The 21,059-nt window shown below is 68.0% G+C and carries 16 protein-coding genes; 9 read left to right on the top strand and 7 right to left on the bottom strand.

Going from position 1 to position 21,059, the window contains the following annotated elements; translation table 11 throughout:
- The first annotated feature begins 10 nt into the window (after positions 1 to 10).
- On the top strand, positions 11 to 361 hold the full coding sequence (locus EDF31_RS11800) for a DUF2200 domain-containing protein (RefSeq protein ID WP_131846355.1): 351 nt from the start codon (positions 11 to 13) through the stop codon (positions 359 to 361).
- A complete protein-coding gene (locus EDF31_RS11795) occupies positions 358 to 1,209 on the top strand; it encodes a hypothetical protein (protein ID WP_243649998.1) in 852 nt (283 codons plus the stop codon). Before EDF31_RS11800 ends, EDF31_RS11795 begins: the two co-directional genes overlap by 4 nt.
- Positions 1,210 to 1,263: 54 nt before the next feature.
- On the opposite strand, the gene EDF31_RS11790 is transcribed toward EDF31_RS11795, so the two are convergent.
- Both EDF31_RS11790 and EDF31_RS11785 read right to left on the bottom strand, forming a co-directional pair.
- Positions 1,264 to 2,718, bottom strand: a complete 1,455-nt coding sequence (locus EDF31_RS11790) for a glycosyltransferase family 2 protein (RefSeq protein ID WP_131846250.1) — start codon at positions 2,716 to 2,718, stop codon at positions 1,264 to 1,266.
- The gene (locus EDF31_RS11785) at positions 2,715 to 4,088 is read right to left on the bottom strand and encodes a glycosyltransferase family 4 protein (protein ID WP_131846249.1); all 1,374 of its coding nucleotides are present in this window, start codon (positions 4,086 to 4,088) and stop codon (positions 2,715 to 2,717) included. The genes EDF31_RS11790 and EDF31_RS11785 overlap by 4 nt, the downstream gene beginning before the upstream one ends.
- Positions 4,089 to 4,265: 177 nt before the next feature.
- On the opposite strand from EDF31_RS11785, the gene EDF31_RS11780 reads away from it, so the two are divergent.
- Positions 4,266 to 5,120 (top strand): ABC transporter permease, encoded by an 855-nt coding sequence (locus tag EDF31_RS11780; protein ID WP_131846248.1) that lies wholly within the window; start codon positions 4,266 to 4,268, stop codon positions 5,118 to 5,120.
- Positions 5,117 to 5,845 (top strand): ABC transporter ATP-binding protein, encoded by a 729-nt coding sequence (locus EDF31_RS11775; RefSeq protein WP_243649996.1) that lies wholly within the window; start codon positions 5,117 to 5,119, stop codon positions 5,843 to 5,845. The genes EDF31_RS11780 and EDF31_RS11775 overlap by 4 nt, the downstream gene beginning before the upstream one ends.
- 92 nt (positions 5,846 to 5,937) lie before the next feature.
- Here the strand turns inward: EDF31_RS11775 and EDF31_RS11770 are convergent, their stop codons facing one another.
- Positions 5,938 to 8,763 (bottom strand): glycosyltransferase, encoded by a 2,826-nt coding sequence (locus EDF31_RS11770; protein ID WP_131846247.1) that lies wholly within the window; start codon positions 8,761 to 8,763, stop codon positions 5,938 to 5,940.
- A 160-nt stretch (positions 8,764 to 8,923) separates the two neighbouring features.
- Between EDF31_RS11770 and EDF31_RS11765 the strand changes: the two genes are divergently transcribed.
- Both EDF31_RS11765 and EDF31_RS11760 read left to right on the top strand, forming a co-directional pair.
- The gene (locus EDF31_RS11765; RefSeq protein WP_131846246.1) at positions 8,924 to 10,177 is read left to right on the top strand and encodes a nucleotide sugar dehydrogenase; all 1,254 of its coding nucleotides are present in this window, start codon (positions 8,924 to 8,926) and stop codon (positions 10,175 to 10,177) included.
- A 43-nt stretch (positions 10,178 to 10,220) separates the two neighbouring features.
- The gene (locus EDF31_RS11760) at positions 10,221 to 11,783 is read left to right on the top strand and encodes a hypothetical protein (protein WP_131846245.1); all 1,563 of its coding nucleotides are present in this window, start codon (positions 10,221 to 10,223) and stop codon (positions 11,781 to 11,783) included.
- A 26-nt stretch (positions 11,784 to 11,809) separates the two neighbouring features.
- On the opposite strand, the gene EDF31_RS11755 is transcribed toward EDF31_RS11760, so the two are convergent.
- From EDF31_RS11755 to EDF31_RS11745, 3 genes are read right to left on the bottom strand one after another with little or no spacing between them, the layout of a single operon-like run.
- Positions 11,810 to 13,855, bottom strand: a complete 2,046-nt coding sequence (locus EDF31_RS11755) for an acyltransferase family protein (protein WP_279387366.1) — start codon at positions 13,853 to 13,855, stop codon at positions 11,810 to 11,812.
- Positions 13,852 to 15,333, bottom strand: coding sequence for a glycosyltransferase family 2 protein (locus tag EDF31_RS11750; RefSeq protein ID WP_131846243.1), 1,482 nt, complete (start codon positions 15,331 to 15,333; stop codon positions 13,852 to 13,854). Before EDF31_RS11750 ends, EDF31_RS11755 begins: the two co-directional genes overlap by 4 nt.
- Complete coding sequence (locus tag EDF31_RS11745) at positions 15,330 to 16,661, bottom strand: glycosyltransferase (RefSeq protein WP_131846242.1); 1,332 nt, start codon at positions 16,659 to 16,661, stop codon at positions 15,330 to 15,332. The genes EDF31_RS11750 and EDF31_RS11745 overlap by 4 nt, the downstream gene beginning before the upstream one ends.
- 92 nt (positions 16,662 to 16,753) lie before the next feature.
- Here EDF31_RS11745 and hisD point away from each other — a divergent pair, with 92 nt between their 5' ends.
- The 3 genes from hisD to EDF31_RS11730 are packed head-to-tail and all read left to right on the top strand — an operon-like array spanning position 16,754 to position 19,708.
- Positions 16,754 to 18,061, top strand: coding sequence for a histidinol dehydrogenase (gene hisD, locus EDF31_RS11740; RefSeq protein WP_123340378.1), 1,308 nt, complete (start codon positions 16,754 to 16,756; stop codon positions 18,059 to 18,061).
- 13 nt (positions 18,062 to 18,074) lie between these two features.
- The gene (nrdR, locus tag EDF31_RS11735; RefSeq protein WP_131846241.1) at positions 18,075 to 18,635 is read left to right on the top strand and encodes a transcriptional regulator NrdR; all 561 of its coding nucleotides are present in this window, start codon (positions 18,075 to 18,077) and stop codon (positions 18,633 to 18,635) included.
- Positions 18,632 to 19,708 (top strand): quinone-dependent dihydroorotate dehydrogenase, encoded by a 1,077-nt coding sequence (locus tag EDF31_RS11730; protein WP_131846240.1) that lies wholly within the window; start codon positions 18,632 to 18,634, stop codon positions 19,706 to 19,708. Before nrdR ends, EDF31_RS11730 begins: the two co-directional genes overlap by 4 nt.
- Before the next feature lie 739 nt (positions 19,709 to 20,447).
- Here the strand turns inward: EDF31_RS11730 and EDF31_RS11725 are convergent.
- Positions 20,448 to 21,023 (bottom strand): DUF3043 domain-containing protein, encoded by a 576-nt coding sequence (locus EDF31_RS11725; protein ID WP_235035956.1) that lies wholly within the window; start codon positions 21,021 to 21,023, stop codon positions 20,448 to 20,450.
- Positions 21,024 to 21,059 lie beyond the last annotated feature (36 nt).

The following is a 21,059-nucleotide window of genomic DNA, read 5'->3' as shown; positions in this document are numbered from 1 at the left end:
GGGCGTGAGCGTGGCCGGACACCGGATCTTCGGGACGCCCTTCGCGGCGGTCTACCCGCACTACCTGGCGAAGGTGGAGCGGAAGGGCCACACGAAGGGCGAGCTCGACGCCGTCATCACGTGGCTGACCGGGTTCGACGACGCAGCGCTCGCACGGCACCTGGCGGACGAGACCACGTTCGAGGGCTTCTTCGCCGCCGCGCAGCTGCACCCGAACGCGTCCCTCATCACGGGCATGATCTGCGGCGTCCGGATCGAGGAGATCGACGACCCGCTCATGCGGCAGATCCGGTACCTCGACAAGCTCGTCGACGAGGTCGCGAAGGGCCGTCCGATGGCGAATGTGTTGCGGACCGCGTGACCGGAGCGGGCGGGAGCGTTCCCGGCGCCAAGGCGCTGCGTGCCTTCGGGGTCGCCGGGTCCACGCCCGTGCCGCTCGCGGGTGGGCGCGGGCTGACCTGGCGTGCCGGGGGCATCGTCCTCCGGCCCCACGACGGCGTTGCGGTGACCGACTGGCGTGCCGGCCTCCTGGCGGACCTCGACCACGCAGCGGAGTCCGAGCACCCGGCCGAGTTCCGGACACCCCGCCCCGTGGTCGCCCGCGACGGCAGCTGGCGGTCGGGGGACTGGGAGGCGTGGGAGTTCGTGCCCGGCGTGGCCGACGAGTCCCGCGTTGAGGACGTGATCCGAGCGGGTCGTGCCTTCCACCGCGCGATCGCCGACCTGGAGCGGCCCGCGTTCCTCGGCACGGATCCCGGCACCAGCACGGGCGTCACCGCATCCAGCGCCGCTACCGACCCGTGGGCCCGTGCCGACCAGATGGCGTGGGGCGAGGAACCGCTGCCCTCGGACCCGACCCTCGACCGGCTCGCCGCGGCGTTCCGGCCGGTCCGAGCACCGTCGCAGCTGGTCCACGGGGACCTGCTCGGCAACGTGCTGTTCGCCGACGGGCAGCCACCGACGATCATCGACTGGCCGCCGTACTGGCGCCCGGCGGGGTTCGGCACCGCGATCGCGGCCGTCGACGCGGTGTGCTGGCACGGGGTCCCGGTCGATCGGCTCGACGCGCTCGGCGCCGACGAGCCGGAGTGGCGTCAGCTGCTGGTCCGGGCGCTCGTGTTCCGCATCGCGACGCTCCACCAGCTGGGCGCGTGGGACGCGACGTGCGTCGCACGCCACCGTCCGGTGGTCGACGTGGTCGCCGTCTGACGGGAGGCCCGTGGCGGGGCCGCTACGGGCCTCCCGTCAGACGAACGTGGAGTCTCAGACCCCACGGCCGGCGATCGATCGCAAGCGGGCGGTGAGCCGCGGGTTGCGTGCGCCGAAGGCGAGGGCAGCGAGGCGCCGCATGGAGACACTCGCTGGATGGACCATGAGGCCAGTGGCCTCGGCGATGTCGGTCACGGCCGTCCAGCGAGCGCGGAGACGGTCGGCATCGATCGGCTCTGCCGCAGTGGACCGGACGACATCGAAGAGGTCCGCCGGTCCCCGCCACGGAACGGTGCGGTCCTCGAAACGACGGATGATGCGGTCCAGGGCCGTCGAACGGTGATGTGCCACAGCCAGGGACCACCGGGTCAGCGGTGCGATCGCATCGACGAGCACCCAACGGGGAGCGCTTGCGTTCAGCGCGGTGAGCGCGTCGAACGTCGTGACCGGCCCCAGCGCGATGCCCACGTCGTACACCTGGCGAGAACGGACGCCTGCCGCGACGCGGGCCCCCGGGAAGGCTGACCGCGCGGCCCGCAGCTGTTGCCGGGTGACCACCAGCGTCACGACCACGTCCTCGGGGGCGTCGGAGAGGAAGGCTTCCACCCGAGCGACGGCGGACGCGTCGACCACCGTCGGGAGGTGCAGCGCAACGCGGACGACGCCGTCGTTCGGCAGGAAGGCATCGGCGAAGACGTCGACGGCGTCGCGGAACCGGCTCTGGAACAGCGCCAGGGCGCCGCTGTAGAACGGGTACCGCTCGAGCAGGATGCGCTCGTGTGCGAGCCGCAAGGTCGGCCCGCGATCACCGCTGAAGCTCGTCGAGCCGGTGTGGATCACGAGCGCTCTGTTCGCGAAGACCGACGTGAACCCGTGCTCGTTGATGCGGAGGCAGTAGTCGTTCTCCTCGCCGTACCCGGGCGAGAAGACCTCGTCGAAGAGGCCGAACCGATCGATCAACGATCGGCGAGTGAGGAAGCAGAAGCCCATGGCCACCGGTGCCGGCGTCGACCGGGGGAGCAGATCGCGCACGGCCGCGTGGACCTGTTTCGTCCGTTCGGGAGAGGTCTTCGCAGAAGGGTTGCGGCGGGAGAACGGGATGGACGCGATCGTCGCGTTGTCGCTCCGGGCGCACACGACACCGATCATGTCGTCTGATGCGAGCACCGAGGCCATCTCGTCGACGAATCCGGCCAAGGGGACCGTGTCGCTGTTGAGCAGGAGCACGTCATTGCCGGAGGTATCGACCTCGAGTACGGCGCGGTTGCAATTACCGACGAACCCCAGGTTGCGTTCGTTCCGAACGTAGGTGAACCCCCGGTGGCCTCCGATCAACTCGAGCACCCGGCGCTCGATGACATCGGCATTCGGGCCGACGTCGTTGCTGAGGAGCACCTGGTCGACCTCGAAGTCCACGACTTCGCGGAGCGACACGATGCAGCGTTCGAGCCCGGGGAGGTCGTCGTAGATCGGGACGACGATGGTGACCGGGCGACGTGAGACCTTCATCGTTGGACGAGCCTCCTGACGATCGCTCCGGGCATGGCCAGCAGACGTCCGACAACACCGGAGCGGGTGCGCAAGCGGTCGGCGAGCAGACCGACGGCGGCACGAGCGCTGGTCGCGCCGAGGGAGGCATAGGCACCGGGGAGTGCGAACCAGTACTGGGCGATCTCGGGCAAGCGGTAGCCGTCGCCGGCGAGGGCAACTGCGCGCAGATGCTCGATCGCAGCCGCATTCGTGTGGGCGCCTCCCATCAGTCTCGACAGGTGTCCGGGCGCGGCATCGCCGTGTGCAGCCGCCCGGCCCCGGTCTCGCGCGTACGTCTCGAGCGCCTCGGCGAGCGAGTCGATGTCCTCGACGTCGAAGAGCCGCCCGGTCTCACCGTCGGCGACGAGTTCAGCGCTACCACCCGAAGAAGATGCGACCACTGCTCGACCGAGTGCCATGTACTCCGCGGTCGTCCGGCCGAACGCTTCGAGGGTGGACGGCGTCACACAGACCTCCGCTGCCTCGATGTAGGGCGCCGGGTTGCGCTGCTCACCGACGAAGACGACCTGGTCCGCGACCCCGAGCGCGCGGGCGCGCGCGAGCAGCTGCAGGTCGTAACCGGGGTGCTTCCACGAGCCGACGAAGCACGCGGTGACGGTCAAGCCGCGTCCGCGCAGTACTCCGAGCGCATCGATGACGCGGTGCTGCCCCTTGCCGTCCTCGACACGCCCGACGACCGTGACGCGGAGATCTGACGCGGTCTGTGGGAACGGCGTGACCGCCGGAGCGCTCCCGCGGCCGGCGAGCAGCCCGTCGATGTCGACCACGGGGTAGGCGACGGTGATCTTGTCGTCGTCGATGTCCGCCGCGAGGTGCGCGCGCATGGCTTCGGAGTTCGTGACGACCGCGCCGGACATCAGACCGATGTCGCGGAACGTGGCATTGCGGCCGATCTGGAAGTGGAGGCCGTGGTCGAGATCGCCGTACTCGCGGACGATCCAGGCTTGCGGGATGCCGAGCGCGGCGGCGGCGAACGAGGCCCAGGGAGCGACCAGGGTGTTGGTGACGACCAGATCCGGGCGGTTCTTCCGGAACAGTTCGATCATCGCCCGCACAGCGGCGTAGTCGACCGTGGCGAACGCGGCCTGCTCGGCGGCAGGAGCCGGTTGCGGGCTGGGAAGTGCCCAGCCGCGGTACCGGTACGCCCTGAACGGCCAACCACGTTCCTTGAGCGCCTTGATGAAGGTGCCCTCCGGGGCCTTCGTCACGAACACCGGCTCGAGTTCGGGGTCGATGCGCTGCCAGTCCTCGACGAACCGGAGGAGCGAACGTTCCGCGCCTCCGAGGTTGGTCGGAGCCGACGAATGATTCGCGAATATTACTCGCACCTGAGAACCCTACTTGATTGCGTCCCGCCCGACACATCGGGCGGGGTGTCGACCCGGGGCCACGCCACGACGCGGGCCACGGATGCTGTGGATCCGTCCAACATAGGGCGCTCCGAGGGTAGTTGCCGAGAGACGCTCGGAGACGTGTGAGAATGGACCGTCCCTGAGTATTTCGGGGTGGCGTCGATCGTCACCGCCCCCGGAGAGAACCGAATGACCTACCTCAACGAGCTCGCATCGTCTCGCGAGCTCCTCGCGAACCTGATCGCTCGGGAGGTGAAGGGGAAGTACCGGCGGACGCTCTTCGGCCAGTTGTGGTCGCTCATCAACCCGCTCGCGCTGATGCTCATCTACACGTTGGTGTACTCGTTCATCTTCCGGGCGAAGATCGAGATCGGCGACCCTTCAGGTCTGAACATCTACCCGCTGTGGCTGATGTGTGGTCTGCTCCCCTGGACGTTCTTCACGAGTGTGGTGAACGGTGGGATGTCGTCGATCGTCTCGAACGGCTCGCTGGTGAAGAAGGTGTACTTCCCACGTATGGTGTTGCCGATCTCGGCCATGGGCTCAGTGGGCTTCACCTGGTTGCTCGAGATGGGCGTACTCGCGGTGGCGCTCTTGCTGTTCGGAGCCAACATCTGGGTCTGGCTGCCGCTGACAGTCGCGTTGATGGTGCTGCTTGCGATGTTCGCTGTCGGGTTGTCGATGGTGCTCGCCGTGATCAACGTGCACTTCCGTGACATGCAGCATCTGGTCGGCATCCTGCTTCGCCTCTGGATGTACCTGACGCCGATCATCTACCCCATCTCCTTGGTAGAGGACGCGGTCACGCCGAAGACTGCGTGGCTTGTCGACCTCTACCACCTGAACCCGATGGAGCACTTCTCCGTGGCGTTCCGGAATCTGCTCTACGACAACCGCATGCCCGCTGGCGTCGACATCCTCTGGTGCGTCATCGCTGCATTCGGCATGCTCGCGATCGGCTTCTGGGTCTTCGCAAAGAACGAGAAGAAGTTGGCTGAACTCCTGTGAACGAACCCGCTGTCTCCGTCGAGAACGTCTCCAAGCGCTTTCGGCTGTACCACGAGCGGAACAGCTCGTTGAAGAGTGCCGTGATGCGCGGCAAGAAGAGCGTCCACGAGGACTTCTGGGCTCTGCGTGACGTCTCCTTCCAGGTACCGCAAGGATCGACGTTCGGACTGATCGGCAAGAACGGGTCAGGGAAGTCGACTCTGTTGAAGTGCCTTGCGAAGATTCTCTGGCCCGAGCACGGATCGATCGCCGCGAACGGCAAGCAGGCCTCGCTGCTCGAGGTCGGGTCCGGCTTCCATCCGGAACTGTCCGGACGAGAGAACGTCTTCCTCAACGGGTCCATCCTCGGCATGAGCCGCAAGGAAGTCGCTCGGAAGTTCGACGACATCGTGTCGTTCTCCGGCGTCGGGCACTTCATCGACCAACCGGTGAAGAACTACTCGTCCGGCATGTACGTTCGCCTCGGCTTCTCCGTTGCGATCAGTGTGAGTCCCGACATCCTCGTCGTGGACGAGGTACTCGCCGTTGGCGACGCGACGTTCCGTAAGCGCTGCGAGGGGAAGTTCAAGGAGATGCAGAAGGAAGGTCGCACGATCATCCTCGTCTCGCACTCCATGGGCATGGTCCAGTCCATGTGCGATCAGGTGGCATGGCTCGACGGCGGCGAGCTCAAGCAGGTTGGATCCGCGAAGGACGTCATCGCGGCGTACAACCAGACCGTCTGAGCCTCATCGTGGACCCTGGTCCGCGCCAGAGATGCGGGCTGCCCGGGAGGCGAGTGTCCTCGCCCCCGGGCGAGCCGCCCGATCATCTGCGTTCAGTTGGCCGTCGGTGCTTCGACGACGTAGAACGCTGTGCGATCGATCGTCTCCTCTTGGGTCAAGCGGCGACGCTCCGACCATTCGTCGACCACAGACCGTTCGTCGGCGCGGTCGGCGTCGTCGACGGCGATGACGGTGCCCGCCGCGACGCGCTGATCGAGCAGGGGGAGGGCCGGCCACCTGGAGTGGATGCGGACCGAGGCTGGCGGTCCGTCAACGAAGAGCAGATCGATCCGCTCGATCGAGTCCCACGCCGCGCGGCCGTACCACGGGAAGTGCTCGCCGTCGAACGCGTAGCCCTCGAGGGGCGCGTGGCGTACTTGCGCATGCGCCGCCAATCCGGCCTCGTCGAGCATCTGCTGCGTCTCGGCAGCGAAGTGCGCGTCGTGGTCGAGGGAGACCAGCCGCAGGTCCGGGCGGCTCTTCGCGATCGCCGCAGCGAGTCGGACCGTCGAGTGCCCGCTGCCGAGCTCGACGATCGTGGCGTCCTGCGGGAGCGTCATCGCGCGGTGGACGAGCGCCAGCTGCGTCTCGACCGTCGCAGCGTAGGAGGTCGCTTCGACCGAACCCGCTCCGACGGGAGCAAGCGCTTCGAGTTCTGCATCGAGCTGCCCTCTCGCGGTCTTGTCGTCGTGCTGCTCAGACTCGTGGAGCAACGTGCCGAGTGCGGTCCCGTCAGCCTCTCGCACCTCCGGAACCGGGCCGAACGCGGCTTCAGCGGTGGTTGTCACGTCATGCAGCAAGTAGGTCACGTTCCGGACGTCGCGCCCGGAGGCGAGGTCCTCGACGACGAGCGTTCGCGTCGCCACGATGTTGCGGGGGGCCTCAGCCACACCTGTGAGCATGGAAGCCGCAGTGACCACGACGACGTCGGCTGATGCCCGGTCCGCGTCGTGGAGTTGGGAGATCCGCCCGGCACCCACCATGTCCTGCAGATCGTCGGGCAAGAGTGCGGCGTCCTTCGACGTGCTCACGGAGTCGATCTGTGCAATGGCGACGGAGGACGAACCGGCGAGCTCGTCGAGCTGCGCGATGAGTCGTTCGAGGGTGCCCGGGGTGTTCGCTCCCGGGCGGAAGTCCGAGACCACGACCACGTCGAAGTTCCGGGCGGGCACCGTCTTGCCCTGGATGTACTCGTTCGCGGGGTAAGGCCGATCCGCCATCGGGTGCGCCATGTACGGGCCGGCCTGCCCGGCAGCGATCTGATCGTGCCAACGGAGCCAACCACTCTTGTACGCGACCCTCGCGGAGTGCACCCACCCGTCCCCGAAGTCCGAGCCGGTGAGTGAAGTCCGCGAGTAGCGGACGAGCATCAGTGGGGACGGGAGCTCGAGGAGCGGGACCCGCGTGCCGAAGGCTGCCTCGATGCGCAGGCGGAACTCGCTGTCGGCGCCCTTCCGGACGTCGTCGTAGTACCCGATTCGTTCGACGACCTGGCGGCGGCGGAAGAGCAGCGACGTCTCGGTTAACCGGAGAGACGCACTCCGCGGCTGGACGAAGGCAAGGTCGTTCGTCACGCGGAGCGAGGAGGTGACGTTCCCCACGAGATCTGGGTTCGCCTCGAGATGCCGGACCTGGATCTCCAGGCGCCGCGGGTGCGCCCAGTCGTCGGAGTCGTGCATCGTGACGAATTCGCCGAACGACCGACGGATCCCCTCGTTGCGCTGGTAGTACGTACCGTGGTTTTCGACCGAGCGGATCACGCGCACCCGGCGGTCCATCGCAGCGGCCTCCGCGAGCACGGCGTCGAACTCGGGGCCGGAACCGTCGTCGATGACGAGCAACTCCCAGGACCTCCAGCTCTGGCGGATCATCGAACGGATCGCCGTGATGATGCCGGAATCGGGACGGAAGCAGGTCATGATCACCGAGATCAGCGGCCCTTCGGTCACGCGATCGCTCGGGACGCACTCGAGGCGGTCGAACGGCGTCTCACCGCTTGAGCCGAGGCGGACCGGCTCGAGGGAGTGTTCCGTGTAGACCAGGTTGAAGAGATCGAGCCAGGCCGACGCGGAGCGGTCCTCGTGGCCCGGGAGGTGCGGATTGGCGAGGTCTGCGCGGTGCAGGGACGATCGGTAGTCGGGGTTAGTAGTGCGCTGGACGACGCGTTCCGCGCTCGCCTCGTCGCCGGCGAGCAGCAGGAGTTCCGTCGCCACGTGACGTGCCTCCGTCGACAGCCGAGCACCGGCTGGGCCGGAGAGGTGGCGCAGGATGCGTTGAGCCTTGGTGCCTTCTGGCTCGGTCTCAAACGAAGCGAGCAGTCGGGCGAGCGTGAGGAGCGTGCCTGGATCGAACGATTCCGGAGCGCCCTTCACCGCGGCGAGGACCGCTCGATCGAGAGCTTCCAGCCCGTATCGACCGCGGCTGGCGCGGAACGCCAGGACCTCGGCGGCCCACATCGACCGGTTCTTGGCCCCGAAGCGCTGGATCGATCGAGGATTGGCGCGCGACCAGTGCGCGACGACCGAGCGCCGCGCTGCCGCAGTCGACAGGTTCCGCATCGGCACGGCACGGACCACTTTGGCGGCGGCGGCCTCCGCCGCTGCTGCTGCCGCCCGCGCGGCAGCTTCGTCGGCATCGTGCTCGGCCTGCGCGCTCTCTCGGGCCGCTCGCTCGTTGCGCGCGGTGCGTGCGCGCCGCTGCCGAGCAGTCACTTCCGCGCGGGCGCGCCGCCGTGCGACTGCGAAGAGCCCTCCGACTACCAAGGCGGACAGGGCGAGCCACGCCGCGAGGACCGTCCATCCGATCCAGGTCTCCTCGATCCCGGCGAGCACCGCGATCGCTGCGATGACGATGGATGCACCGACCCAGCTGAGGACCACCAAGAGACGGACGTCGGGTCGACTTGTGTCGATGGGGCGCACGGAAGGCCTTTCAAAAGCGGACGGAGCAACGATCAATCTAGCGGCACAGGTGCTCGGGCCAGCGTTCAGAACACACTAGGCTTGTCCAGGTTTTGTAACGAATGCTCATGGAGGAAGCTTGCGTCTCGTCGTCGTCGGTCAGGGGTACGTCGGTCTTCCCCTGGCTCAGGAAGCAGTGAAAGCCGGTCTGCAGGTCATCGGGTTCGAACAGAACACGGCAAGGGTGGCGGACCTCAACAACGGGCGATCCCACGTCGATGACATCAGCGATGCCGAGGTTCGGACGATGGCCGAGGCGGGCTATCGTGCCTCTGCTGATCCCGCCGATCTCGGCGGCGCGGATGCGATCGTCATCTGCGTCCCGACGCCGCTCACCATCGACGGCGCACCAGACCTGTCGGCCGTTCGTGGCGCTGTCGGCTCGATCGCAGAGAACCTCACGGACGGTACGTTGGTCGTCCTCGAGAGCACCACGTACCCGGGTACGACTGAAGAAGTCGTCCTCCCTATTCTCGAGGCAGGTGGTCTCCGCCTCGACCAGCACTTCTACCTCGCCTTCTCACCGGAACGGATCGATCCAGGAAATCCGCACTACGGCCTCGCGAACACGCCGAAGGTCGTCGGAGGCGTGAGCGACCGATCGACTGACGTCGCTGTCGCCTTCTACTCGCGGTTCGTGGACACGGTCGTCCGGGCGAAGGGCGCGAAGGAAGCCGAGACTGCGAAGCTGCTCGAGAACACGTACCGGCACATCAACATCGCGCTCGTCAACGAGATGGCGAAGTTCTGCCACGACCTCGGGATCGACATCTGGGACGTCATCGACGCCGCATCATCCAAGCCGTTCGGCTTCCAGGCGTTCCGCCCCGGACCCGGCGTGGGCGGGCACTGCATCCCGATCGACCCGAATTACCTCAGTTTCGAGGTGAAGCGACGCCTGGGGTACCCGTTCCGGTTCGTCGAGCTCGCTGAGAGCATCAATGCTTCGATGCCGTCCTACGTCGTCGACCGTGTCGGCGAGATCCTGGCCGGGCACGAGACGACCTTGGAAGGCGCCTCGATCCTCCTGCTCGGCGTGACGTACAAGGCGAACATCGCTGACCAGCGCGAGTCGCCGGCGGTCGACGTCGCTGAGGAGCTGCTGCGGCGCGGTGCATCTGTCAACTTCCACGACCCACACGTGGAGCGATGGTTCCTCGACTCCGGTGAACGCACTCGGGTTGAATCCCTCGACGAGTCCATCGTCGGGGCGGACGTCGTAGTGCTCCTGCAGGCGCACGATGAGTACGAGGTCGATGCGCTCGCTGCCCGTTCCCGCAACTTCTTCGACACCCGCGGCGTCACCCGGGCGCCGGGCGCCGTTCGGCTCTGACCCACGCCCCGTCGTCGTTCCGCCAGTACCAAGGATGTCACCCGTGTTCCCCTCGTCCGTGATCGCCGCCTCCAACAGCAGGCTCCCCGAAGAGGGAATCTCGGGGTACGCATTGATCGGTCCAGACGTCGTGCTCGGCGACGACGGCGGACGGGCTTACGGCGCTGTACCACCGGACGCGGATGGCGCATACGTCACCGTTACGCGATCCGGCACGACAGCTACGGTGGGCACCGACACATCTGGATACGCCAGGTTGTTCGTTTACGAACATGCTGATCACTGGGCGATCGGCTCGTCTTTGCTCGAGCTGGCGCAGTGGGTGCACGAGGCACGGTGGCATCTGGATGGTGACCCGGACCAGGTGTCGGTTTTCCTCTTCGAGAATGCCATCGGCAACCAGCTTGTCAGCGAGCGAACCGCGTTCCGACAGATCCGACTCGTGCCGCTCGGGGCCCGGGTGACGATCACTTCGGGCCGTCGCCGTCGCTACCGCGTGGACCCACCCGTGGCAGTGCCAGCATGGTCGTCCTTCGGAGGGATGCTCCGGCAGGGCTTGTGGGAAGTAGCTAGCCGTGCTCGGACCCTCATCCACAGCGGAATACCATTGGTTGCCGACGTCGACGGTGGGCGAGACTTCCGGGTCGTGCTCGCCGCTCTGCTGGCCGGCAACGACACCGGGCGACCCATCGGAGAGCTCGTCCGGTTCCGGTGCGACCGGAACCGCCCCGAAGTGTTCGCCGCCGCCCAAGCGCTCGACGATGAGTACGACTTGCGCCTGAACCGTCGGACCGGCATCGCACGGTCACTCATCGATCCCGATCAGGGGTTCTCTGAGTGGCGGAGGAACGACCTCGGCGTGTACGGACCGATCTACCCGTACCGGAGTTCGAACGGCGAATTCCAGATCTCCGGGGCTGGGGGCGAGGCCCATCGACGGATTTACAAGAGTCCTTCGATGGCTGCGGTCCTTGCCCAGGCAACACCTGCCGAAGTCACACCCTCCGCCGTGGCCTCGCTCACCGCAGCGATGAACGCGAGCCTCGAGTTGACTGTCCGGGGCGGTGCGGATCCTCGTGTACGTCACTTCTCGGAGTACCGAGAACGTCTGCACGGGGGGCGTCCAGCCCTTCGTCAGCCGATTTTTGCTCCGCTCGCCGATGGTGTCCTTCGTCGAGCATCCCGGCTGCGGGACCCGTCCGGAGACCTCGGAGCCCAGATCACCGTAGATGTGATCAGGAACCTCGCTCCGGACCTGCTCACGATCCCGCTGGAGCCCGGTTCGAAGCACTTCCCGAAACGTCAGGTGTCTGGCGCGACCACGGTTTCTCTGAAACCGGTCACCACTGGCACGGTGTTCGGGACCATGCCTGAGGCGCCCGCGACCGACGCTGCGCAACAGCGGCAGGTCCTCGAGCCCTTCCGATCAGCCTTCGTCGAAGCTGCCCGCCGGGTGCGTATCGCCGGAACGCTACCAGAGAGCGTGTTGGATCGCGCCGCTGCGGTGCTGGAGCAATCCGCCGATCGAGACCGTTTACCGCACGCAGCAGACGGCAAGGCAGTTGCTGCGGTCTTGCTCGCCGGAGAAATCGACCGCTTGACATGATCAGCATGGAACGGACCGGCTCGTGCTCACATGCCGATGCCTGCGAACGCCTTCGATACGTACGGGGCGAGCGTTCTCGAGTACGTGGCGGTGAGGTGGTGCGTGTCGCGGTAGACGATCACGCCGCCGATCGCGGTGTCGCACCAGCGTGAGTCACACAAGTACCGGTTGAAGTCCAACACCGTCGCACGGCCTCCCGCGGCTGCGGCTGCCATGAGATCAGGGGAGGGGAACGCCGCTTCTCGTGAGAGCGAGCATTCGCTCACGTCGACGTCTGGACGGGCGAGGCAGGCAAGAGCCCCATCCGGCGCACGCGGCGTGTCCTGGAACACGACAATCTGCGCGCCTCGCTCGGCCATCGGCTGCCAGACGGCTCGGTAGCCGGCGATGGCGTCGGCGTCGCTCCGGAACCGCGCAGCCGTCGACGAAGCGGCGGTGATGACGACGTCGTACGGCTCCGCCGCAGCGATCTTCTGGCGCATCGCCTCGCGCCACTGAACACAGGAGGCGCGGATGACGCTGTCGCCATTCGTCGTGTCTGCGGTCGTCAGCGGGCACGCGGACTTGGTGTAGGTGTCAATCGTCCAACCGCGCTCTTTTGCGACAGCCTCGAGTGCTGGCTCCCAGCTGAGGGCATGCGAGTCGCCGATGAGCGCGACACGTCGCGGCCCGTTGCCGAGCTGGCAGACGTTGGTGATGTCACCGGTGGTCGTGGCGTGGCAGCGGTTCGCATAGGCCGCGGGAAGGTCTTCAGTTGCTGCCTCGGGTGAAGGTGTAAGCGGATCAGACATCTGTTCGCAGGAGCCAGGATCGGCCATCGCTGCTGCGCCGAAGCAGGCGGCCGCCGCGGAGGCTCGTGCCTGGGCGCGCTGTACCTCCGCGATCCGCGAGTCCTGCAACATCGTGGCCGATGCCTGGAGCGGCATCGCAACGAGTAGCGCCGCGACGACGGATGCCGCGGCGAACGCAAATGCCTGCCGCTGTCGCTGCACGCGACGTCGACGCAACGGCGATTCAACGAAGCGGTAACTGAGCTCGGCCAAGGCCGCCACGATGACCAGCAGCACGAGTTTCGTGCGCCAGCTGATGTCCTCGCCCAGCCGCGCATGAGCGATGACGAGAGCCGGCCAGTGCCAGAGATAAAGCGAGTATGAGCGGTCGCCTACCAAGGTGCCCACGCGAGCGATCGAAGCTGCCGGGCCCTTCGTCGGCACGGCAGGTCGCGACACAAGGACGAGTGCTGTGGAAAGGACTGGAATGGCCGCGATCGATCCGGGAAAGGGAATGTCCGGCGTGATCACGAAGAGGGAGAGAATCAGGCCGATGGCACCGAGTGTGCCGGCTGCGGTACGCACCCAGCGAGCTCGGAAGACGCTCGTCTGAGTCGCGGCGACAAGAGCACCGACACCAAATTCCCATGCCCGCGTGAGTGTTGAGAAGTATGCGGGCTCGGGAGACGAACCGGTCTGGAAGATCGACCACAGGAACGATGCCACCGTGATGGCAGCGAGCGAAGCGACAACCAAAGGACGGGAGCTTGCCGCGGATCTCTTCCGCGCGAGGAGTGCGATTGCGACGAAGACCAGTGGGCAGAAGACGTAGAACTGCTCTTCCACCGACAGCGTCCAAAAGTGTTGGACAGCGGTTGGCGCGTTGTCGGCGGCGAGGTAGTCGACGGAGTCTGCCGCGAGAAGCCAGTTCTGAACGTACACCGCAGAAGCAGCGAGCTGACGGAACGTCGTCTCCCAGGTCGTCCTCGGCAGGAGGAGGAGCGTGGCGACGGCGGTGATGACGATGACGGTGAGTGCAGCTGGCAACAAGCGTTTGCCGCGCCGTGCCCAGAAGTAAGCCAGGCGCACGGAGCCGGTCCTCGCGAGCTCATCGAACAGATGTCCGCAGATGAGGTAGCCGGAGATGACGAAGAACACGTCGACGCCGACGAACCCGCCCGGTAGTCGGAACGGCCAGAAGTGGTAGCTGATCACCGCCAACACGGCGAAGGCGCGGAGTAGCTGTATGTCGGGTCGGAACGTGGACTGCGGTGCGGCCGCGACACTCCGGTGTCTGCTCACCGTCGACCGACCCGGGGTCGGACTCGGTTCAATGCGGACGAAAGCGCGGACGCGGCCCGGTACACGCGTGAACGCTTGATCGACTCGAGCTCCCGCGAGGTTTGAACGTGCGAATCGGCGATGTCATGGTGTTCCAGATCGACCCGTGCAAACACGTCGCGTCCGAGCGCCCCGCTTCGCTCGCGCAGCTCGGCGGCACGTCGCGTGATCGGCCGGTCGTACCACTCAGCCGCGAACGCAGCGGCGGTGGCCACATCACCGACCGATGGGAAAGCCGTCTGGATCGCGGCGGGCCGTCCGTTCGCCGTGCCCAGACCATCGATGTACCGGTCGAGTGCGCCTGCCGGGTTGGCACCCAGAACGAGGACGAGCGCACCGTGCCGGTGCGCATCGAGCCCGGTGGTGGGGGACAGGTCCGCTGCGCGCACGGCTGCCACCTCGACCAGGTCGTCCGGGTCGAAGTGCGAGCGGACCGCCACGCCTTCGAGGTCCTCCAGCTGCGCCGCGTCGCGAGGACGGACGATCACCTCGGGCCGAGCACGCGGGTCGACGTCGGTCAGACCGGCCCAGCGCTGCGCGAGTTCGCGGAGGTCGGTGGCCGGGGCGAAGCGCAGGTCGAGCGAGAACCGACGAACGTCTCGTTCCGGCCGTACCAGGCACGATGCGAAGCGATCGACCGGATCCGTCCCTGCCGCGAGGAACATGGCGAGAGATCGCGACAGCGAGGGGTATCGGCGGTCGAGGATCCGCTGGTGGGCGCGTCGAAGAGCGTTCCGACGCTTGCCCGCGAAGCTCTTCGACCCCGCGTGGAAGACCAGAGCGTGGTTGGCGATGAGTGACCTGTACCCGGCTTCGCCGATACGAAGGCAGAAGTCGTTCTCTTCGCCGTAACCGGGCGCGAACACCTCGTCGAAGAGCCCGTGCTCGCGGATCGCGGCGCGGCGGATCAGCAGACAGAAGCCCATGGCGACCGGAACGGTGTACGTCTCCGGAAGGAGGGGGAACAGCTCGTCGAACACCTGCTGCGTCCGCTCGAACGTCCGCGCCGCAGACGAGTCGCTCAGACGGTGCGGGAGGCTCGCGATGGTCGCGTTGTTGCTCCGGGGAGCGACAGCGCCATTTGCCTCGTCGAGGCCGAGTACTCGTTCGAGTTCGTCGAGGAAGCCCGGCGTCGGCACGGCGTCGCTGTTGAGCAGAAGGACGTCCCGAGCGGTCGTGTCCAGATCGAAGACCGCCCGGTTGCAGGTTCCCACGAAACCGAGGTTGGTGTCGTTGCGCTCGTACCGGAACGCCCCGTCCTGCCCGACGAGTTCGAGGATCGCCGACTCCATCGCGTCGACCTCCGGTCCACAGTCATTGACGACGAGGACCGTATGGCGGCTGCGGTCGATCGTGCTGCCGAGCGCTCGAAGGCAGTCGACCACGGAGGGGATGTCCCCATAGACCGGAACGACGACGACGATTCCCGCATCGCTCATCGAGAGACCCCCAGAGCGTGGGCGACCGAGTCGATAGCGGTGTCGAGTGCACCGCCGAGCTTTTCCGAAGCCACTTCTCTGAACCCCCCGGGTCCGGTGGTGCGTACTTCGCGAATGGACTGCGCAACGGCCTTCCCGAGCGATTCCGGATCAGGTTGGGCTGCGACGAGCATCGGGTGCAGTCCTGCTCGCGTTCCGTAGAACTCGTTGGTCACGGCGCGGGCTCCAGAGATCGCCGCGTCGAACGGCGGGTGACTCGGATGGGGACTGTGTTGCAGGGACAGCACGACGTTCGCTGATGCGATGTACTCGAAGTAATCGTTCCACGGCAGTGAGCCGAGACTCTCGAGCTTGTGGCCGTGCCCGAGGTCGACGTTGCGGTGCTTCTCACCCGCCGAAGTGAAACGGATCGACGCGTCGGGGCCGAGCTCGGATGCAGCCACCTTGAGTGCGGCGAGCCCGAGGCGGTACAGGTTGCGGTGTTTGGACGGCCTGCCGTAGAAGAAGACCGTGACTTCGTTCGAGTGCGAGCGTGCGGCAGCGACCTGCCGTAACAGCTCGAGATCGAGGTGCGGAGCGAACACTCGGTCGTCGCTCACTGTCAGACCTTCCTCGCGTTCGAGGTGTTGGCGCAATGGAGCCGAGTTCACGATCAGCTGGAAACCCGCTTGATAAGTAGACCGCGCGATCGCGAATTCCGTCGACCACGGACTGAAGCCGGGTTCGTAGTCCTGCACCAGGTAGACGACACGCTCGCGTGTGATCGCACCCGCTCGCGCGGCGACGTCGACGGCGTGAGCGGTCTTCCAGTGCGTCGCCATCCAGAAGTCCTCGGCGCCGAATTCGGCGTCGAGGATCCGTTCCCGCGCGACGACGTCCTGGGCGACCGGGCCGAAACGTTCCGAGATCACCGACGCTGCGCTGGCCTCGGAGACTCCGGGTACGGTCCAGCTCGTCATCACTACCCGCAGCGGCACACCCAGCCGTTCGGCCAGCTTCACGGCGGCGGCGACGGCGGTCTGTATCCCGGCGAACGCCTTGCCGTCTCGAACCTCGTTGACGACGAGATTGAGCGTCGGCGCGGTGGCCGTCGCGACGATCCCAGCGAGGGCGAGACTCGTCTCCGCGAGCTCTCGGTAGGGACGAGCGGCTTCCGGTGCACGGTCGAACTCGCGCTGCCCGACGTTCGACCGCGCGTTCACCTCGCCGCTCGGCGCGGGCGGGTTCAGCTGAGTCCGCAGATCGCTGCGGTACGGCCCGTCGGAAAGGTATCGCTTGTTGACCCGAAGCAGGTCGGTGAGGTTGCGCTGCAACGACGTGAAGTTCATTGGTCCTATGGGATTCGGTGAGGGAACCTCCGAAGCCTAACGGAGCGAGGGCACGGCCTGTGTTCGGAGCACCTCGGTAGGCTTGTCCCCTGATGATGCAGCGAATCGACCTCCGTGGTGGCCTGCCCGCCCGTGCCGAACTCCTCCGACTCATGCCGCGCGCCGTGGGTGACGTCTCGCACGCGGTCGACGCCGCCCGCGAGCTGGTCGAGGACGTCCGACACCGCGGAGCGGACGCACTGCACGACCAGGCCGAACGCTTCGACGGCGGCGCCCCGGCGAACGTCCGGGTGCCGGTCGCCGAGATCGCGGCAGCCGTCGCCGGGCTGACCCCCGAACTGCGGGAAGCGCTCGACGAAGCCATCCGCCGCGTCCGAGCCGCCAGCGCCGCACAGGTGCCGGCCGGCTCCGTCACCACGCTCGCCGACGGCGCCGAGGTGCACCAGCGCTGGCAGCCGATGCGCCGCGTCGGCCTCTACGTGCCCGGCGGCAAGGCCGTCTACCCGTCGAGCGTCGTCATGAACGTCGTACCCGCGCAGGTCGCCGGGGTCCGGTCGATCGCACTCGTGTCCCCGCCGCAGCGCGACCACGGCGGTGCGGTCCACCCGACGATCCTGGCCGCGGCCGGACTGCTCGGCATCGACGAGGTCTACGCGATGGGCGGTGCCGGGGCGATCGGCGCGCTGGCGTACGGCGTCCCCGCGATCGACCTCGAGCCCGTCGACCTGGTCACCGGTCCTGGCAACAACTACGTCGCCGCCGCGAAGCGCCTGGTGCGCGGTGTCGTCGGCATCGACGCCGAGGCCGGCGCGACCGAGATCCTCGTGATCGCCGACGAGACAGCCGACCCCGGGTTCGTCGCCGCCGACCTCATCAGCCAGGCCGAGCACGACGAGCAGGCAGGCAGTGTGCTGGTGACGACGTCGGCGACGTTCGCCGATGCGGTCGAAGCCGCCATCCCGGAACGCACGGCGGTGCTCGGGACGGCTGCGCGCCTCCAGACCGCCCTGGACGGACCGCAGTCCGCGATCGTGCTGGTGGACTCCCTCGCCGACGCCGCGACCGTGAGCAACGCGTACGGGCCGGAGCACCTCGAGATCCAGACGGCCGACGACGACGCGGTGCTCGCCGACATCGACGCCGCCGGAGCGGTGTTCGTCGGGCCGAGCACGCCCGTCAGCCTGGGGGACTACCTGGCCGGGTCGAACCACGTGCTGCCCACCGGCGGCCAGGCGCGCTTCGGTTCCGGGCTGTCCGCGTCGACGTTCCTGCGGCCGCAGCAGGTCATCCGGTACTCGGCGTCCGCGCTCGACGAGGTCGCCGCGCACATCGTCGCGCTGTCGACCGAGGAGCAGCTCCCCGCGCACGGCGCCGCCGTGACGGAGCGCACGAACCGATAGCCTGGGCGACGACATGTTCTGCCCTTTCTGCCGCCACCCGGACTCCCGCGTCGTCGACTCACGGACGAGCGACGACGGAACCTCCATCCGCCGCCGTCGACAGTGCCCGAACTGCGGACGACGCTTCTCGACGACCGAGACGGCGTCGCTCAACGTCGTCAAGCGCAACGGCGTCACGGAACCCTTCAGCCGCGACAAGATCGTCTCCGGCGTGCGCAAGGCCTGCCAGGGGCGACCGGTCACCGACGGCGACCTGGCCGTGCTCGCGCAGCGCGTCGAGGAGACCGTGCGGTCGTCCGGTTCGAGCCAGATCGACGCCAACGACATCGGGCTCGCGATCCTCGCGCCGCTCCGTGAGCTCGACGAGGTCGCGTACCTGCGGTTCGCCAGCGTCTACCAGGCGTTCGACTCGCTCGAGGACTTCGAGGACGCCATCAGCCAGCTGCGCCGTGACCACCGCGGTGCTGCGGCTACCGGGGTTGCGAGCGCGGGGATCGCGGGTGCCGGATCGCCGGCGGGTGCGGCCGGATCGTCGTCGGGCGCCGCCAGCTCGCCGGCGGGTGCCGGCGCGTGAGCGGCGTCGCGGAAGGCCTGGTCCGGTCCGGGTACGCCGTCGTCTTCCGGTCGGTCTTCGCCAAGATGGACCCCGAGCGGGCCCACCACCTGGCGTTCGCCGTCATCAAGGCGCTGCCCCACGTGCCGTTCGTGGGCGGTCTGGTCGAGCGGTACTCCCGCCCGGCAGCTGCTGACGGCATCACGACGATGGGCATCCACTTCCCGTCGCGCTTCGGCCTCGCCGCCGGGTTCGACAAGGACGCACGCGGCATCGGCGGCCTCGGCCTGCTCGGCTTCGGCCACGTCGAGGTCGGCACGATCACGGCGAAGCCCCAGCCCGGCAACGAGCGCCCGCGCCTGTTCCGTCTCGTCGAGGACCGCGCCCTCATCAACCGGATGGGCTTCAACAACCACGGCGCCGGTGCTGCTGCCCGACGGCTCGAGCGCGCCCGACGCAACCCGGGTCGCCCGGTCATCGGCGTGAACATCGGCAAGAGCCGGGTCGTCGCCGTCGAGGACGCCATCGACGACTACCTCGAGTCGACACGACGCCTCGCGCCGTTCGCCGACTACCTGGCGGTCAACGTCAGCTCCCCGAACACGCCCGGCCTGCGCGGCCTGCAGGAACTCGACCAGCTCCGACCGCTGCTGTCCGCCGTCCGCGACGCCGCCGGCGACACGCCCGTGCTGGTGAAGATCGCGCCGGACCTGACCGACGAGCAGGTCGACGCCATCGCCGGCCTCGCGGTGTCGCTCGGGCTGTCGGGCGTCATCGCCAACAACACGACGATCTCCCGCGATGGCCTCACCGCGGACCCGGCCGACGTCGAGGCAATGGGTGCCGGGGGACTCTCCGGCGCTCCCGTGGCCGCGCGCTCCCTCGAGGTGCTGCGTCGGGTCCGTGCCGCGGTGCCCGCCGAGTTCTGCGTCATCGCCGTCGGCGGGGTGACGACCGAGCAGGACGTGCAGGACCGCATCGACGCCGGGGCCACCCTGGTGCAGGGCTACACGGCGTTCCTCTACGAGGGGCCGAGCTGGGCCACGCGCATCAACCGCTTGCGTCGCAAGCGGCTGCGCCGCGCCGCGCGCTGAGCGCGGGCGGGGGCGGCCCGTCCTGCCCGCGCGTCCCGCCCGGCGCCCTCCAGGTTCCGAAATCTCGGCATCTCGCGGCCCTCAGCGGCCGTCTGTGGAACCTCGGCGGCGTGCACGCGGCGAGTCGTGGAGCCTCGCCGTCCACCCCTGGGACGGGAGGCCCGGTGCGGTCCCGCCACGGGCCTCCCGTCCGCCGGTGCGTGGCCAAGCCCGGCCGCGGCCGCCGAGTGTCCGAGATTTCGGAACCTCGGCGCGCGGGCGGGCCGTCTGTGGAACCTCGGCGACGCGCACGCGGCGAGTCGTGGAACCTCGCCGGCCACCCCTGGGACGGGAGGCCCGGTGCGGTCCCGCCACGGGCCTCCCGTCCGCCGGTGCGTGGCCACGCCCGGCCGCGGCCGCTGAGTGTCCGAGATCTCGGAACCTCGGCGCGCGGGCGCGTCGTCTGTGGAACCTCGGCGGCGTGCATGCGGCGAGTCGTCGAACCTCGCCGACCACCCCTGGGACGGGAGGCCCGGTGCGGTCCCGCCATGGGCCTCCCGTCCTCCGGTGCGCGGCCACGCCCCGCTGCGGCCGCTGAGTGTCCGAGATTTCGGAACCTCGGCGCGCGGGCGGGCCGTCTGTGGAACCTCGGCGACGCGCACGCGGCGGGTCGTGGAACCTCGCCGCGCAGCGCGCACGCCGGAACGACGAAGCGCCGCCCGGCGAGGCCGGACGGCGCTTCGGGACAGCGACGCTGGGGTCAGAGGGCGGGGTACTGCCCCCGCTTGACCTGGGGCTTCGGCAGGCGCAGGAACCGCAGCTGCCACGCCCGAGTCAGGATGTAGAGGAACGTGCCGCGCTGCATCTCGCCGAACTTGGTGGTGAGCTTGCGACGCATCGACAGCCAGAGGACCACGCAGTCGATCACGAACAGGGCCACGAACGCCCACACGAGCAGGAGCGAGTACGAGGCGATCGCGGTCTGCGAGGCGGCGAACCCGACGATCAGGAACAGCACGAGCACCGGCATCATGATCTCGCCGACGTTCCAGCGCGCGTCGATCCAGTTGCGGACGAAGCGACGCTGCTCACCGCGGTCCTTCGCCGGCAGGTAGCGCTCCTCGCCGTTGGCCATGCCGACGCGGGCACGCTCGCGGTCGGAGTTGAGACGCGCGCGGGCGGCCTTCTTGTCGACCGGCGTGTTGCCGACGAGGGGGCGGCGGTTCGCTGCCTCGCGCTCACGGCGGGACGGCGTCGGGCGGCCCTTGCCCTGCTCGAGGAGTTCTTCCTCGGTGGGGTTCACGGTCGTGTTGGTCTTGGGGGCTGCCTTCGCCACGGTGCGTTCCTAACGGCGTTGTGCGTGCGGGATCGT

This window comes from Curtobacterium sp. PhB142 (assembly GCF_004341255.1).
In the GTDB taxonomy this organism is placed as follows: domain Bacteria; phylum Actinomycetota; class Actinomycetes; order Actinomycetales; family Microbacteriaceae; genus Curtobacterium.
This window is presented reverse-complemented; position numbering and strand designations above follow the sequence as displayed.

Excerpts from the sequence above, each read along its gene's own strand:
- EDF31_RS11790 (WP_131846250.1), bottom strand. The coding sequence starts at position 2,718 with ATGAAGGTCTCACGTCGCCCGGTCACCATCGTCGTCCCGATCTACGAC.
- EDF31_RS11750 (WP_131846243.1), bottom strand. The coding sequence starts at position 15,333 with ATGAGCGATGCGGGAATCGTCGTCGTCGTTCCGGTCTATGGGGACATC.
- EDF31_RS11745 (WP_131846242.1), bottom strand. The coding sequence starts at position 16,661 with ATGAACTTCACGTCGTTGCAGCGCAACCTCACCGACCTGCTTCGGGTC.
- hisD (WP_123340378.1), top strand. The coding sequence starts at position 16,754 with ATGATGCAGCGAATCGACCTCCGTGGTGGCCTGCCCGCCCGTGCCGAA.
- nrdR (WP_131846241.1), top strand. The coding sequence starts at position 18,075 with ATGTTCTGCCCTTTCTGCCGCCACCCGGACTCCCGCGTCGTCGACTCA.